Consider the following 15,242-nt stretch of genomic DNA (forward strand, 5'->3'; position numbering starts at 1 on the left):
GCGGCGTATGGAGGCGCCGCGGGCGCCGCGGAAACGGCCCCGCACGCGGATCCGGCTCAGGCCGGCGCGGTGCTCGGCGAGCGCGCGATGACGCGGTTCCGGCCCAGGTTCTTGGACCGGTACAGCACGTCGTCGGCGGCCTTCAGCAGGTCCTGAACATCGGCGAAACGCTCATATCCACCCTGGGTAGCGACGCCGGCCGAGAAGGTGACGAACAGCGGGCCGCTGGCGGCCTCGGCCATCGGCGTGTTGACGATGGTGGCCAGTACCCGCCGCACGACTTCAAGGGCGACCGGCTCGGTGGTGTTGGGCAGCAGTGCGATGAATTCCTCGCCGCCGAAGCGCGCCACGGTATCGCTGTTGCGCAGTTGCTCCTGCAGCTTCGTGGCGAACATGCGCAGCACCTGGTCGCCCATGAGGTGCCCGTGGGCGTCGTTGATCTTCTTGAAATCGTCCAGGTCGATGAAGGCGACCGACAGCGGCCAGCCATGCCGGGTCGCGCGCAGGAACTCCTGCTCGAGCACGGCTTCGAGCTGGCGGCGGTTGAGCACGCCGGTCAGGGCATCGCGGTGGGCCTGTTCGGCCAGCCGGTTGGCCCGGGCTTCGAACTCGTCCGCGCGCTGGCGGGCCAGGGCGGCGTCCTGCATCTCGCGCAGGTTGCGCAGGGTGGCCAGCTCCTGGGCGTGGTCGATCAGCTGCTGCACGCGCGACGGCGAGAACAGCGGGGTCTCGAACAGCGTGCTGATGTCCGGCAGCGATTCGCCGATGCGGGCCAGCACCTGGTCGAACTGGGCGCTGTCCAGCCCGAGCGTGTCGTGCACCTGCTGCAGGGCGTGTTCGCGCGCGGCATCCGCATCGGGGCCGAGCCAGATATCGGCCACGGCGCCGGACAGGGCCACGCAGTTCTGGAAATTGTCTTCGCTGGTGGCGGGCGATTCGCTGTGCGCGATGCTGTCCACCAGGTAGCGCGGCAGGCCCCACTCTTCGGCGACCCACGCCCCGACATCGGCATGGGTGCACTGCAGGTGCTCGCGCTCCAGCGCGACCAGGGCGTCGTTGTCGGTCGCCTGGCGCAGCAGCGGCAGGTAGATCTCCGGTTGCGCCTGGGCGAGTGCCAGCACGCCGATGTCCTGCAGCAGGCCGGCCAGCATCAGCTCCTCGGCCTTGCGCAGGCCACGGGCCTGGCCGAGCAGGCTGGCCGCCAGTGCGCTGAGGATGCTGCGGCGCCAGGCGCGCTCACGCAGGTCCTGGCCGTCGCCGGCCGCGGTCAGGTTCTGGGTCACGGTGAAGCCCAGCGCGAGGCTGACCGTGGCGTTGAGGCCGAGCATGGTCAATGCCTGGCCGAGGTTCTCGATCCGGCGCCGGCTGGCATACAGCGGCGAATTGGCGATGCGCAGCATGCGGGCGCTCAGCGCCATGTCGATGGCGATGATGTCGGCGGCGGTGGTGATGTCCGCTTCCGGATCCTGCGCCAGTTCGATGATGCGCAGGGCAATACCGGGCGGGGAGGGCAGGTTGCGGCAGAGCGCCAGGGCGGCTGTCAGCTCGGGAGGCATGGCGGGGCTTTCAGTATGTTGGGGCAAGAATACCTGAGGTGCATCACAGTTTCGTCCTTGATTTCTTGCGTTGACGCGGCAGATCGGTTGGGGAGTATTGCCCCGATCCGGCACACAAAGCAAAGCCAGGGGTGGCGTCGCGTGCAGTACGGCAGGTGCCTACCTTGGTATCACATCCATCGCAGGAAGGGAGGCGGCCGGGGTGTCGGCGGGTGGATTGCGTGCATGCACGTCCGGCTCCGTCACCCTTTGCAACGCCGGGAGGCTACCATCGCGCTCCCGTCCCCATGGCAGTCCAGCGCAATGACCGTACGTACCCTCGAGCAGTTCCTCGCCACCACCCAGGAAAAGGATGTCAGTGCCGACGCCTTCGAGCTGGAGAATCCGCATCTGCTGGAAGTCCGTCTGGACGGCATGGTCTGGGCCAAGTCCGGCGCCATGGTCGCGCGCAAGGGGGCGGTCAAGTTCACCCGGGAAGGCATCCTGGAGCAGGGGTTGGGCACGCTGTTGAAGAAGATGGCCAGTGGCGAAGGGCTGAAGCTGATGAAGGCTGAAGGTCAGGGCCGCGTCTACCTGGCCGATGCCGGCAAGCAGATCACCCTGCTGCGGCTGGACGGGGAATCGATCTTCGTCAATGGCAATGATGTGCTGGCGTTCGAGTCCGGCGTGCAGTCGAAGATCACGATGATGCGCAAGGTCGCCGGCATGCTCTCCGGGGGTCTGTTCAACATCCGTCTGAGTGGCCACGGCATCGTGGCGATCACCTCGCACTACGAGCCGCTGACCCTGCCGGTCAATGCCCGGACGGGGCCGATCTTCACCGATCCGAATGCCACCGTGGCCTGGGCCGGCACCCTGACCCCGGAGCTGGTCACCGACATTTCGCTGGGGACGCTGCTCGGCCGCGGCTCGGGCGAGAGCCTGCAGATGCGGTTCGCCGGTGAAGGCTGGGTGGTGGTGCAGCCCTACGAGGAAGTCACCTTCCAGGCCAAGGGGTGAGCTGAGCCCTGCAGATCCCCCAGACATGAAAAAGCCCGGCGCAAGCCGGGCTTTTTCGTCTTACAGGGACTGCGTTGCGGCAGTCCTGCGATGGATCAGGCCAGGCCGGCCTGCTTCATCACTTCGGCGGCGTAGTCTTCCACCACCTTTTCGATGCCTTCGCCGACCGCCAGACGCTGGAAGCCGACCACTTCGGCACCGGCGGCCTTCAGGACCTGCTCGACCGACTGGTTGGTGTCCAGCACGTACGGCTGGCCGTACAGGGTCACTTCGTTGACGATCTTGGCGATCTTGCCGCTGATGATCTTTTCCAGGATATCGGCCGGCTTGGACTTGTCCTTGTCGGACATCTTGGCCAGTTCGATTTCCTTTTCCTTGGCGACGAACTCGGCCGGCACATCGGCAGCCTTGTTGTGCGGCGGGTTCATGGCAGCCACGTGCATGGCCAGGCCACGGGCCAGCTCTTCGCTGCCACCGGCCAGTTCAACCAGCACGCCGATGCGGCCGCCGTGCACGTAGGCAGCGACGTTGTTGGTCGATTCCAGGCGCACGATGCGACGCACGTCGACCTTCTCGCCGACCTTGGCGATGACGGCGGCGCGGGCTTCTTCGATCGTCTCGCCGGACGGCAGCTTGGCCGCCTTCAGGGCGTCGATGTCGGCAGCGCCCGAGCTCAGCGCGGTACCGGCGACAGCCTTGGTGAAGTCCAGGAAGTTGCTGTCCTTGGCGACGAAGTCGGTTTCGGAGTTGACTTCGACCAGCACGGCCTTGCCGCCGTCCTGGGCCGCCACGATGATGCCTTCGGCAGCCACGCGGTCAGCCTTCTTGTCGGCCTTGGCCAGGCCGGACTTGCGCAGCCATTCGGCCGAGGCGTCGATGTCGCCGCCGTTTTCGACGAGTGCCTTCTTGCACTCCATCATGCCGGCGCCAGTGCGCTCGCGCAGTTCCTTGACCAGGGAAGCAGTGATTTCCACGGGATTTCCTCACGAAAGAAAGGGGTTGGGCCGGCATGGTGGCCGGCCCGTATGACAGTGTCCTGTCGTCGCGCCATCGGCTGCGGACAGGAACGGTGGGCGCGCTGCGCCCACCGTGGGCCTGGATCAGGCCTGGGCTTCGCCAGCGGCCGGAGCGTCGGCAGCCGGAGCTTCAGCAGCCGGGGCTTCAGCGGCGGCCGGAGCGGCAGCAGCCTTCTTGGCCGGAGCGCGGCGGGCCGGCTTGGCTTCTTCGGTGGCGGCAGCGTCGGCGAACTCTTCTTCACGGACGGTGGCAGCGTGCGGAGCAGCAGCCTTGCCTTCCAGCACGGCGTCGGCAGCGGCGCGGGCGTACAGCTGCACGGCGCGGATGGCGTCATCGTTGCCCGGGATCGCGTAATCGACCAGTTCCGGGTTGTAGTTGGTATCGACGACAGCGATCACCGGGATGCCGAGCTTCTTGGCTTCCTTGATGGCGATGTCTTCGTGGCCGATATCGATGACGAAGATCGCGTCGGGCAGACGGTTCATGTCCTTGATGCCGCCCAGCGAGGCTTCCAGCTTGTCGCGCTCGCGACGCAGGCCCAGCACTTCGTGCTTGACCAGCTTCTCGAAGCTGCCGTCGGTCTCACCGGCTTCCAGTTCCTTCAGGCGGGCAACCGACTGCTTCACGGTACGGAAGTTGGTCAGGGTGCCGCCCAGCCAACGCTGGTTCATGAAGGGCATGCCGCAACGCTCGGCTTCTTCACGGATCGACTCGCGGGCGCTGCGCTTGGTGCCCAGGAACAGGATGGTGCCGCGCTTCTGCGCAACGCTGGAAATGAAGTTCATCGCGTCATTGAAGAGCGGAACGGTCTTTTCCAGGTTGATGATGTGGATCTTGCCGCGGGCGCCGAAGATGTACTGGCCCATCTTGGGGTTCCAGTAACGGGTCTGGTGGCCGAAATGGACGCCGGCTTCCAGCATCTGACGCATGGTGACCTGGGGCATTGCAGTAACTCCTGATAGGGAACCGGCCGCCACGGGTAATAGTTGGGCGGTCCGCCGCAAGGCGGGTGGTTCCGGGGTTTGGCTTCCCTGTCGCTTCCGTGACCGAACTCCTTGCGGAGCACCCCGGCACGGATATGGGCGGCAGGTGTGGATTCACCGGTGACGTCCGGTGTTGACGTGTTTCCTGCTTCGATGAGGCAGGAGATCCGGTCGATTATAGCCCGCCTTGTGCTGGCGCCGCAATCTCGGGCGCCGCGGAGGGCAGGGCGGCCTCTGCGGCGTGGTCCAAGCGGGCCTGGAAGCGGCCGCCGGCGTAGCCATCCGGGCGCGGCGGCAGGGTCCAGCTGCGGGCGCTGTGCGGCAGGACATATCCCGCCAGCCCGTCGATCAGGCCGTGTCGCCGGCCTTGGGCATCCACGAACGCCAGATCGGCGAGGTGGGCGTGTGCCGCGCCGTCATTGTACAGCCGCAGCAGCGGGGCGCCGGTGCCGCCGGCGATCGCCACCCGCAGCCGCGAGCGGGGCGCCACCGCCTGCGGCTCGAGGAACACCGGCAGCGAATAGCGCGCGGTTCCGGCCGACGCATCCGGCCCGGGGCTGAGCACCAGCCGATAGGCCTGCTGGACGACGTCGGGGGCGCCGCCAAGCCGGACCACGCGCACCCGCTGGCCCTGGCCTGGAGCGAGGGTGAGATGGACGGGGCTGACCGCGACCCCGCCGGCGGGCAGCAGGCGCTCCTGGTCGCCGGCCTGCTCCCAGCGGTACAGGCGGGCCTGGCCATCCCAGGGCGTGTTTTCGGTGTTTTCCAGCCACACCTCGGCATGCGAGGTGCCCGCCGGGACCGAGACGCTGACCGGGCGGATCTCCAGGGCCCGCACCGGGAGGATGCCCACCACCGCCAGCAAGGGGGCCAGCAGCCAGCGCATCAGTAGGTCACGGTGACCGGGACGGGGCGGTCGGTGGCCTCGGCGGGACTCAATGCCGCGACCTGGGCAGGTACCGGGCGCGTGTCATCGCTGCGCTGCCGGGCCGGCCGGCAGCTGATGTCGCGCGCCCCGGCACCGTAGCAGTCGGCGATGATCCGTACCCCGATCCGCAGCGTGGTGGCCGTGCCCACGCCCGGACGTGCGCCAGCGGGCGCGGTGGCGCAGGCAGCCAGCAGGCAGGCCAGGACGAGGGACGGCGGTCGCGGGGGCATCGAATATCGGACGGCAGGGGATGCGACCGTTAACGGCTGCGATCAGCGCGCCTTGAGCGTTCTTCCCCTCAATAGGTGATGGTCACCGTGATCACGTCGTTGTAGCTGCCCCGGGCGGGAATCGCCCCGGTGGTGGGCGGCGCCCGCCCGTAGACGGTGAGGCTCTGCGCGGCGCCGGTGCCGGTGCCGGCCTGGGTATCGGTGTTGATCGTGTTGCCCCAGCGCTGTGAGCGCGCCGCATCGCGGTAGAGCTCGTAGGGGATGTAGTAGACGCTGCTGTCCGGTGCGGTGAATCGCATGCGGCGCACGTTGCCCGATGCGTTCTGTCCGTTGTTCAGGCCGATGCTGTAGGCGGTGCGATTGATGCAGGTCAGCCCGATCGTCGAGGTGCGATCGAGGTTGGCGCTGATCGCGCCGGCGTTGCTGCCGAAGTCCATGTCGGTGGTGACATAGGTGCTGCACTGGGGCAGGACGTTGGCGCTGACCGTGAACGGGAACGCGCCGTCGGCGGTCTTGTGTCCGCTGACCCCGCTGGTGCTGGTGCACAGCGCCGGCGGCTGGGCGGTGCCGATGATGCTCTCGTTGTAGGCGTATTCCAGGCTGACGTTGGCGGCGGTGAAGCTGCTGGTAAAAGCGCCGGCCGACAGCACCTGGGCGGCGGGAATCTGGCCATGCACGGTGACCGACTGTGCGCCGCTGCCGCCGGTGATCAAGGGCACGCTGTAGCTGAGGGTCACCACCGCCGCCGGCGGTGAAGCGCCCGGCACCGCGCCCCATACCGTGGTGCGTCCAGCGTTGGTATAGAGCTGGAAGGCCATCGGGTCGGTGGTGGCGTTGGTCATGCTGCGGGTCGGCAGCAGCGTGCTGCCGGTGCTGCCGGTGCCGATCTTCAGGCAGGCACGCACGCTGGCGCTGCCCAGGATGCTCAGCGCGGCCGTGTTGCAGGTAATGGTGAAGCTGGTCGTGGCGTTGGTCGGGTTCGCCGCACCATTGGTGATCGTGCCGAACGCCAGGGCGGTCGGTGGCGTGGCCGTGCACGTCGTATCCGCGCGCGCCGGCGCTGCCCAGCACGACGCCATCACCGCCAGCACGATCGCGAGCAGTCGCACGGCCGTCATGGCAGCGGCGCCGGCAGCGGCAGGCAGCGCAGGGGGCCGATCGAGGGCACGCCCGGCGAGGTCGCGGCGACGGGCGGCGCCAGGTGCACGCGGCATTGCCCGTCGGGCAGGTCGACCTCGAGCTGGACCGGCGTGGCCACGTCCTCCAGGTAGGTTTCGCCGTCGTAGCCCACCGTGGCGGAACCGCCGCCGGGCAGGCGCACCTGGCTGCCGACGGGCAGGGGGGCGCCGGCGGGATCGTGCAGGACCACATGCATCGCCTGGGTGCGGCGCAGGCCGAAGTCGACGCCCAGTCCTGCGCTCTGCCGCGGCGTGACCCAGGTATCCACGCGATCGGCGCGCATGTCCGCCGGCAGGTCCAGCGTGTCGATGGACAGCCGGTTGCGTTGCCAGGACAGCAACGGGGTGACCAGCAGCAGGCCGTTCCTGTCGGTGCTGCCGATCAGCCGGTTTTCCAGCCGCACCGGGATTCCGCCGAAACCATCGGTGGACACCACTGCAAAGGCGTCGGGTACTTCGCGGGCGGCAAAGACGTGTCCGCCCATCCAGACGACGCTGCCGCTGGCACTGGCGTAGCCGTAGTCGAGATCACCCTGGCGCGCATAGCCCATCGAATAGCGCCCGACCCGGTTGAGCCAGCCGAGTTCGGCCAGTCCGCCGGCACCGTCGTCGCCCCCGCGCGCCTGCACCCGCCAGCCATAACCGCCCTGGCTGCCGTCGCCCGGCACGGGCTGGGACAGATCGGCGACATAGGTCGGCCGCTCGCCGTTGCGCTGTGCGGACACGCTGCTCTGCCGGTTGCGCCCGAGCGCGGCCGAGACGGACAGATACGCGCTGCGGTCATCACTGTCGGCCAGGTTCTGGTTGAACGAGAGGTAGGCCGACCAGCGATCGCCGAAGCTGCGCGACCAGAACAGACTGGCGTAGCGGTTGTCGTCGGCGTCGGGATAGCGCAGCCGCAGGTAGCTGGCGCTGAGCGAGCCGGCGCCCTGCAGGTTGATGCCCAGCGTGGCCTGCTCGCTGATGTCCGGCGGCAGCGTGTCCTGCAGCGCGCCAAGGTCGCGATACGCGCCATGCGTTCGCCGGGTCAGCACGTTGACGTTGAATCGGCGGTTGTTCCAGCTGTACCCCAGGGAATACTGGCCGCCCTGCAGTCCCGCATGGCGGCTGTGCGCGTAAGCAGCGTTGACCACGCCGGCGCCGCCCAGCAGCCACCAGCCGCCGGCACCGCCGTTGAGTACGCCGCCACCGCCTTCCGCATGCGCCTCGGCGGTAAACCGGTCGCTCGCGCCGTAGCGCCAGGTGGCACTGCCGATCACCGGCGTTTCGTAGGCGAAGGAGCGGATACCGTAGTCCCGGCGCATCCTGCCCACGCCGGCCGACCAGTCGGACAGGCCCTTGGCCAGCAGCTGCTGCGTACCGTAGAAGGAAAAATCCAGCGTCTGCATGCGGCCGAAGGCGTCGGTGATCACCACCTGCGCATTGCCGGTGCCGTTGATGCCGGGCTGCGCGGCCAGCTGGAAGGGGCCGATCGGCACCTCGCCGTTGTACTGGCGCAGGCCGTCCACATACAGCTCCACATTGGAGGGGACGACCGCCTCGCCGAGGAAGGTGGGCGTGGGGGTCAGCACGCGGTAGGGCTGCAGCCCGTAATTGCGTCCCACCTGGACGCCGCCCATCCGCACCGGTCGGCTCCAGTCCACGAAGCCGCTGTAGAAGTCGCCCACGGTCAGGGAGACCGCGGAATCCGGGAAATCCAGGCGCCACGCGGTGTCCAGGCGCACGCTTTCGCCCTGCCATTGATGATCGGCCGGGTCCTGGTACGTGCGCAGCAGCGCACTGGTCTCCAGCACCCCCTGGCCCAGCCCGAACACGCGCAGCTCGGTGGTCAGGGCCAGGTTGCCGCCGCCTTCGTTGTGGCTCCCATAGACGTCGTAGTTGAGCACCACGCCGGGCGAGGCGGCTGCCGCCGGTGCGGTCTCGGTCGGGCGCTCCAGCCGCGTGGTGGGCAGCGACAATTGTTCCAGGGGAACGTCCAGGGCCAGCGTCTGCAATGCCGCGTCGTAGCGCACGACCACGCCGCCGAGCTGATCGAGCGCGACCGGCTCCTCGCCGCGTGCCGGAAAGCCGAGCTGGCGCAGCGTGGCGCCGGCGGCCATCAGCCGGCCCTGCAGCTCGGTGAACGGCAGCAACCCGCGCGGGGTCTGGTTGAGCGTCACGTCCAGGTACAGCGTCTGCGCCGCGGTCAGCGGCGTGGGCGGGGGCAGCATCGCATCGCCCGAAGCGCCGATGTCTGCGTCGGCTGCCATCGCGGCGCATGGGGTCAGCGTCGCGGTAAGCAGCATCCGCATGCAGGCCTCAGCGAGCCGGGGGCGCGGCGGGCAGTGGCGTCTGGGCCGACTCGCCATTGATCTTTGCCGAGAACGTGGCGCCCGCCAGGCGGGCCGCCGGAACCTCCAGTGGCCAGCGCATGGTCTGTCCGCCAAGGACATAGCCGAGCAGGCCGGGATGGATGATCTGGGGGCGGTTGGCCGGGCCCAGGCCGAGATCGGCCAGCTGCGCGTAGCTGTTGCCGCTGTTGGACACCTCCAGGGCCGGTCGCCCGTCATCCAGCCGGGTCAGGCGCGCCTGCAGGGCGTGTCGCAGCGGGGCGTCCGCGTCGGGTTGGACGAATACCGGCATCGAATAGCGCAGGACGAACTGCATCCCGGTGCGGCGCGGATCCACCGTGGGCAGTTCATCGACCACCACCCGGTAAGCGCGTTGCGATGCGGGCGGGGTGGGCACGCTGCGCACGACCCGGATCAGCTGCTGCTGGCCGGCGGCCAGCGACTGCATCGGCGGACTCACCTGGAGGTCCGTGGTGGGCACAAGGTGATCCTGGCCGGCGTCCTGGCGCCACTCGAACACCCGCACCTGCACCTGTACGGGCGAGGTGCCGCTGTTGGTCAGCCAGAGTGCATCGGCGTTCTGCCGCGGTGTGAGCTGCAGTGATGTAGGGGCGACCTGCAGGCTTGCGGCGGTGGCGCTCCCCATCAGCAGCCACAGCCAGCCCAGGGCCGCGCACCCGAACCGCCCAGGGCGACGCCCTGCGGAAATCGGCATGGCGGACCTCAGTAGGTGATCGTGGCGGTGATCGTGTCCTGATAGTTACCCGCAGCGGCGTTGTTGACGCTGGGGTTGGCGATCTGGCCGTAGACATTGAGCGTCTGCGCAAGACCGGTGCCGATGCCGGCGGCGGTGTTGGTGCCCGCCGTGGCGCCCCACACATCGGTGTGCGCGGCGTCGCGATAGAGCTGGTAGCCGACGAAATTGTTGGCGGTGACGCCGGCGTCGGTGTTCTTCATGCGCCGCGTGGTCACATCGTTGGCGGTGCCCGCATTGGAGCCGGCATTGAGCGCGACGGTGTACGGGGTCAGCGCCGAGCACTGTGCCGTGATGGTGCCCTGGGCATTGGAAGGGGTGGTGGCCGTGGACAGTGCGGAGCCGAAATCCACGTCCGTGGCGGCGGCTGCGGTGATCGTGCAGGCCTTGGTGATGATGATCTTGACGTTGAAGGTCGTGGTATCGGCCGCCAGGGCGGGCGAAGCGAGGCTGGCGAAGGCCAGGCTCAGCAGGGCGGGACGGAGAAATCGCATGGGCATGCTCCTTGGACGCGGGTCCTTTGCTGAACAACACGATGCTGCCGAACGGTGGGGCGGTGGAACGGTGTTGATCTGGTTATAGGTTTGCCGGCGTAGGGACCCCGTGAGATTTGGGCGATTCGATGGCCGTTTTCGGCACAAAACCGATTTCTGCGACGCCCATCGCATTCATTCATCGACCTGACTCGCCCTGTGCCCAAACCGCGGCTGTCAGCGTTCCACCCGATCCCGTTCAGATTGCCCCGGATCGGCGATAATGGGCGCCATGAGCGTGAATCTGAAAACCCCCGAGGAAATCGAACTGATGCGTATCGCCGGCCGTCTGGCCAGCGAGGTGCTCGACATCGTCACCCCCCACGTCAAGCCGGGCGTGACGACCGAAGAGCTGGACCGCATCTGCCATGACCACATCATCAATGTGCAGAAGGCGACGCCGGCCAATGTCGGTTACCGCGGCTTCCCCAAGACGGTCTGCACGTCGGTCAACAACGTGATCTGCCACGGCATCCCCAGCGAAGCCAAGGTCCTCAAGGACGGCGACATCGTCAACATCGATGTGACCGTGATCAAGGATGGCTGGCACGGCGATACCAGCCGCATGTACTGCGTCGGCACCCCGTCCGTCATGGCCAAGCGCCTGGTCGATGCGACCTACGAAGCCATGTGGCGCGGCATCCGCGCGGTGCGGCCGGGCGCGACGCTGGGCGACATCGGCCATGCGATCCAGAGCTATGCCGAAGCCGAACGTTTCAGCGTGGTGCGCGAGTACTGCGGCCACGGCATCGGCAAGGTCTACCACGACGAGCCGCAGGTAGTGCATTACGGCCGTCCGGGCCAGGGCCTGGTGCTGCAGCCCGGCATGACCTTCACCATCGAGCCGATGATCAACGAGGGCACCCGCTACAACAAGGTGCTCCCGGACGGCTGGACCGTGGTCACCAAGGACCGCAAGCTGTCGGCGCAGTGGGAGCACATGGTCGCGGTCACCGAGACCGGCGTCGACGTGCTGACCCTCTCGCCCGGCGAATCGCAGGTCTGAGCATGCTGCCGGCGAGCCCGATGCTGGACGCGCCGGCCGAATCCGTCGCCGACCCGGACTGGGCGGCACTGGCGCGCCAGTCGCTGCAACAGACCGACGCGCGGCTGTATCGCCGCTTCGACCAGGGCGACAACATCGAGCGCCTGCTCGCGCTGCGCGCCCGCGCGGCCGATCACCTGATCCGGCTGGCCTGGCATCGCTGCCTGCCGGCGGGGTCGGGGCTGGCGCTGTTCGCCGTCGGCGGTTACGGGCGCGGCGAATTGTTCCCGCGCTCGGATATCGACGTGCTGGTGCTGGGCACGCCCGAGCAGCAGCGACGCCACGAATCCGGTCTGGCGCGCTTCTTCGCGCTGCTGTGGGATTGCGGCCTGCCGGTCAGCCACGCGGTGCGTTCGCCGGCCGAATGCACCCAGGCCAGCGCCGACCAGACCGTGCTGACCGCACTGATCGAGTCGCGCCCGGTGGTCGCCGATGACGCGGCCCGCCAGGCCCTGAAGGCGGCGGTCAACGTGGAGGGCCTGTGGCCCCCACGCGAATTCTTCCTTGCCAAGCGCGAGGAGCTGCTGGCCCGCCACCAGCGCTTCGGCGACACCGCCGACAACCTCGAGCCGGATATCAAGGACGGCCCCGGCGGGCTGCGTGATCTCAATACGCTGGGCTGGATGGCGTTGCGCGCGTTCGGCGTGCGCGACCTGGAAGCCCTGGTCGGCCTGGGCCATCTCGGCCCGGATGAGGCGGCTGCGCTCAAGCGCGAGCGCTGTGCGCTGGCTCGGCTGCGCTTCGGCCTGCACCTGGTCGCCAACCGGCCGGAAGAGCGCCTGCGCTTCGATTACCAGAAGACACTCGCCGCCCGCCTGGGTTTCGAAGACGACATCGAAAGCCTGGCCGTGGAAAAAATGATGCAGGGCTTCTACCGCAGCGCCACCGTGGTGCGGCGGATCAGTGATCGCCTGCTGCAGCGCTTTGAAGAACAGTTCGATGGCGAAGCGGTGCCCGAGCCGGTCAGCGTCGGTTTCTCGCTGCGTCGCGGCTACCTGGCGGCCAATGATGCCGCGTGGCCGCAGGGCGACATCGAACAGGTGTTCGCGCTGTTCTCCAGCTGGGCCTACAACCCGGACGTGCGCGGCCTGCATTCGCTGACCGCCCGCGCGCTGGCCGAAGCATTGCCCGAGCTGGCTGCGTATACCGACGCCAGCCCCGCCGCCCGCGAACAGTTCCTTGCGCTGCTGCGCAGCCCGCGCGCGGTCGACACCCTGGCGCGGATGGCGCGCCTGGGCGTGCTGGGCCAATGGATCCCCGCGTTCGCGCAGGTCTCCGGGCGCATGCAGTTCGATCTGTTCCATGTCTACACCGTCGATCAGCACACGTTGATGGTGCTGCGGAACATCGGCCTGTTTGCCACCAGCCGTGCCGACGAGCGCTTCTCGATCGCACATGAAGTGTGGCCGCGCCTGCGCAAGCCGGAGCTGCTGCTGCTGGCCGGCCTGTTCCATGACATCGCCAAGGGCCGCGGCGGCGATCACTCGGAACTCGGTGCGGTGGATGCGCGTGAGTTCTGCCAGGCGCTGGCGCTGAGCAGTTCCGATACCGAGCTGGTGGCCTGGCTGGTCGAGCAGCACCTGCGCATGTCGATCACCGCGCAGAAGCAGGACAACTCCGATCCGGACGTGATCCATCGCTTCGCCACCCTGGTGGCCAGCCGCGACCGGCTCGACTACCTCTATCTGCTGACCTGCGCCGACATCGCCGGTACCAGCCCCAAGCTGTGGAATGCGTGGAAGGATCGTCTGCTGGCCGACCTGTATTTCGCCGCGCGACGCGCGCTGCGCGATGGCCTGGAAAACCAGATGCCGGCCGCCGAGCGTGTCGCCGAAGCGCGCGAATCGGTGCGCCAGCTGGTGCGCGAGCGCGGCTATGACGATGCGACCATCGAGCGCCAGTTCACGGTGATGCCCGATGAGAGTTTCATCCGGCTGCGACCCGAGCAGCTCGCCTGGCAGGCGGCCGCGCTGGTGCCGATCAAGCAGGGCCAGACCCTGGTCAAGGTGCGCCGGATCACCCCGGACGACCATGCGCTGGAAGTGTTCGTGCACTCGCCCGATCGCGACGGACTGTTCGCCGCGATCGTGATGACGCTGGACCGCAAGGGCTACGGCATCCATCGCGCCCGCGTGCTGGACGGCCCGGTCGACACCATCTTCGATACGTTCGAAGTGACCCCGGCTGACAGCTTCGCCGACGGTGATGCGCTGCGCCTGGAAGCCGGCCTGCGTGAAGCGCTGGCCGGCGACCTGACCCGCCTGCGCCCGTCGCGCCGGGTCATCCCGCGCCAGCTGCGCCACTTCCGCTTCGCGCCGCGCATCGAGTTCCGCGACATCACCGATGGCGACACCACCAGCACCCGTTTCAGCCTGGTCGCGCCCGACCGCCCCGGCCTGCTGGCCGACGTGGCGTTCGTGCTGCGCAACCAGCGGCTGCGCGTGCATGATGCGCGCATCGCCACCTTCGGCGAGCGCGCCGAAGACATGTTCGTGATCAGCGATGAGCATGATCACGCCCTGACCGAATCCGCCAGACGGCAGCTGCAAGACACGATGCTCGCCTGCCTGGACCCTGATCGAAACGCCGGAGACCCCCACTGATGGCCACCAAGCCTGCCAAGAAGACCGCCGCGAAGACCGCGGCGGCCAAGACCCCTGCTGCCGCGCCTGCGGTGAAGAAGACCGCTGTCGCAGCGAAAAAGGCGGCACCCGCAGTGAGGAAGGCGGCCGTGAAAAAGGCACCGGCCCGCAAGGCTGCCGCTACCCCGGCCGAGAGCGCCGCCAAGCGCAGTGCCAGCCGTGACGCCACCATCGCGCGCAAGTCGCTGCGCAAGCCGGCCACGCCGGGCGTGGAAGAGCTCAAGTTCGGCATCGAGAGCGCGTTCGAGCGCCGTGCCACGCTGACCCTGCATGAGATCGAAGGTTCCACCAAGCCGCTGGTCGGCCGCGTCATCGATGGCCTGGAAACCGGCGAGTTCCGCGTTGCCGAGCCGGATGGCCACGGTGGCTGGAAGGTCAACGAGTGGCTGAAGAAGGCGGTCCTGCTGTACTTCCGCGTCAATGACATGGCCGTGGTGGACGCGCGCCCGGCGCCCTTCTGGGACAAGGTCGAGTCGCGTTTCGCCGGCTTCGATGAAGCCAAGTTCCGTCGCGCCGGCGTGCGCGTGGTGCCCGGTGCGATCGCGCGTCGCGGCAGCTACTTCGGCAAGGATGTGGTGCTGATGCCGAGCTTCACCAACATCGGCGCCTACGTGGGCGAGGGCACCATGGTCGACACCTGGGCCACGGTCGGTTCGTGCGCCCAGATCGGCAAGCACTGCCATCTGTCCGGTGGCGCCGGCATCGGTGGCGTGCTCGAGCCGCTGCAGGCCAGCCCGACCATCATCGAAGACCATTGCTTCATCGGTGCGCGTTCGGAAGTGGTGGAAGGCTTCGTGGTCGGCCACCACAGCGTGATCGGCATGGGCGTGTTCCTCGGCCAGAGCACCCGCGTCTACAACCGCGCCACCGGCGAGATCAGCTACGGCTCGGTGCCGCCCTACAGCGTGGTGGTCTCCGGCCAGCTGCCGTCCAAGGACGGCTCGCACTCGCTGTACTGCGCCGTGATCGTCAAGCAGGTCGATGCCAAGACCCGCAGCAAGACCAGCGTCAACGACCTGCTGCGCGGCCTGGCCGACTGAGTACCGC

General features: G+C 68.2%; 13 protein-coding genes. 4 read left to right on the forward strand and 9 right to left on the reverse strand.

Annotated elements, in window-relative coordinates:
• Nucleotides 1-56 precede the first annotated feature (56 nt).
• Nucleotides 57-1,556 carry a GGDEF domain-containing protein gene (locus ABE424_RS02195; protein WP_346492270.1) on the reverse strand — a complete coding sequence of 500 codons (1,500 nt, stop codon included), beginning with the start codon at nt 1,554-1,556 and terminating at the stop codon, nt 57-59.
• A 303-nt stretch (nt 1,557-1,859) separates the two neighbouring features.
• Here ABE424_RS02195 and ABE424_RS02200 point away from each other — a divergent pair, with 303 nt between their 5' ends.
• Nucleotides 1,860-2,555: an AIM24 family protein gene (locus ABE424_RS02200; RefSeq protein WP_346479450.1), complete on the forward strand. Its 696-nt coding sequence runs from the start codon at nt 1,860-1,862 to the stop codon at nt 2,553-2,555.
• Nucleotides 2,556-2,650: 95 nt separating this feature from the next.
• On the opposite strand, the gene tsf is transcribed toward ABE424_RS02200, so the two are convergent.
• From tsf to ABE424_RS02240, 8 genes are all read right to left on the reverse strand, one after another.
• Nucleotides 2,651-3,529, reverse strand: coding sequence for a translation elongation factor Ts (gene tsf / locus ABE424_RS02205; protein WP_346492271.1), 879 nt, complete (start codon nt 3,527-3,529; stop codon nt 2,651-2,653).
• A gap of 126 nt (nt 3,530-3,655) precedes the next feature.
• A complete protein-coding gene (gene rpsB / locus ABE424_RS02210; RefSeq protein ID WP_346479449.1) occupies nt 3,656-4,516 on the reverse strand; it encodes a 30S ribosomal protein S2 in 861 nt (286 codons plus the stop codon).
• A 214-nt stretch (nt 4,517-4,730) separates the two neighbouring features.
• A complete protein-coding gene (locus tag ABE424_RS02215; RefSeq protein ID WP_346492272.1) occupies nt 4,731-5,441 on the reverse strand; it encodes a fimbria/pilus periplasmic chaperone in 711 nt (236 codons plus the stop codon).
• Entirely contained in the window at nt 5,441-5,713 is a 273-nt protein-coding gene (locus ABE424_RS02220) for a hypothetical protein (RefSeq protein WP_346492273.1), read from the reverse strand. Before ABE424_RS02220 ends, ABE424_RS02215 begins: the two co-directional genes overlap by 1 nt.
• A gap of 68 nt (nt 5,714-5,781) precedes the next feature.
• The gene (locus ABE424_RS02225) at nt 5,782-6,831 is read right to left on the reverse strand and encodes a spore coat U domain-containing protein (protein WP_346492274.1); all 1,050 of its coding nucleotides are present in this window, start codon (nt 6,829-6,831) and stop codon (nt 5,782-5,784) included.
• A complete protein-coding gene (locus ABE424_RS02230; RefSeq protein ID WP_346492275.1) occupies nt 6,828-9,182 on the reverse strand; it encodes a fimbria/pilus outer membrane usher protein in 2,355 nt (784 codons plus the stop codon). Before ABE424_RS02230 ends, ABE424_RS02225 begins: the two co-directional genes overlap by 4 nt.
• A gap of 7 nt (nt 9,183-9,189) precedes the next feature.
• Entirely contained in the window at nt 9,190-9,936 is a 747-nt protein-coding gene (locus ABE424_RS02235; RefSeq protein ID WP_346479444.1) for a molecular chaperone, read from the reverse strand.
• A gap of 8 nt (nt 9,937-9,944) precedes the next feature.
• Entirely contained in the window at nt 9,945-10,469 is a 525-nt protein-coding gene (locus ABE424_RS02240) for a spore coat U domain-containing protein (RefSeq protein ID WP_346479443.1), read from the reverse strand.
• A gap of 271 nt (nt 10,470-10,740) precedes the next feature.
• On the opposite strand from ABE424_RS02240, the gene map reads away from it, so the two are divergent.
• The 3 genes from map to dapD are packed head-to-tail and all read left to right on the forward strand — an operon-like array spanning nt 10,741 to nt 15,235.
• A complete protein-coding gene (map, locus tag ABE424_RS02245; protein ID WP_206677554.1) occupies nt 10,741-11,514 on the forward strand; it encodes a type I methionyl aminopeptidase in 774 nt (257 codons plus the stop codon).
• Nucleotides 11,515-11,516: 2 nt separating this feature from the next.
• Entirely contained in the window at nt 11,517-14,156 is a 2,640-nt protein-coding gene (locus ABE424_RS02250; protein ID WP_346492276.1) for a [protein-PII] uridylyltransferase, read from the forward strand.
• On the forward strand, nt 14,156-15,235 hold the full coding sequence (dapD, locus tag ABE424_RS02255; protein ID WP_346492277.1) for a 2,3,4,5-tetrahydropyridine-2,6-dicarboxylate N-succinyltransferase: 1,080 nt from the start codon (nt 14,156-14,158) through the stop codon (nt 15,233-15,235). The genes ABE424_RS02250 and dapD overlap by 1 nt, the downstream gene beginning before the upstream one ends.
• Nucleotides 15,236-15,242 lie beyond the last annotated feature (7 nt).

The sequence above is a fragment of the Stenotrophomonas sp. TWI1149 genome (genome assembly GCF_039673155.1).
Classification (GTDB): domain Bacteria; phylum Pseudomonadota; class Gammaproteobacteria; order Xanthomonadales; family Xanthomonadaceae; genus Stenotrophomonas; species Stenotrophomonas maltophilia_AA.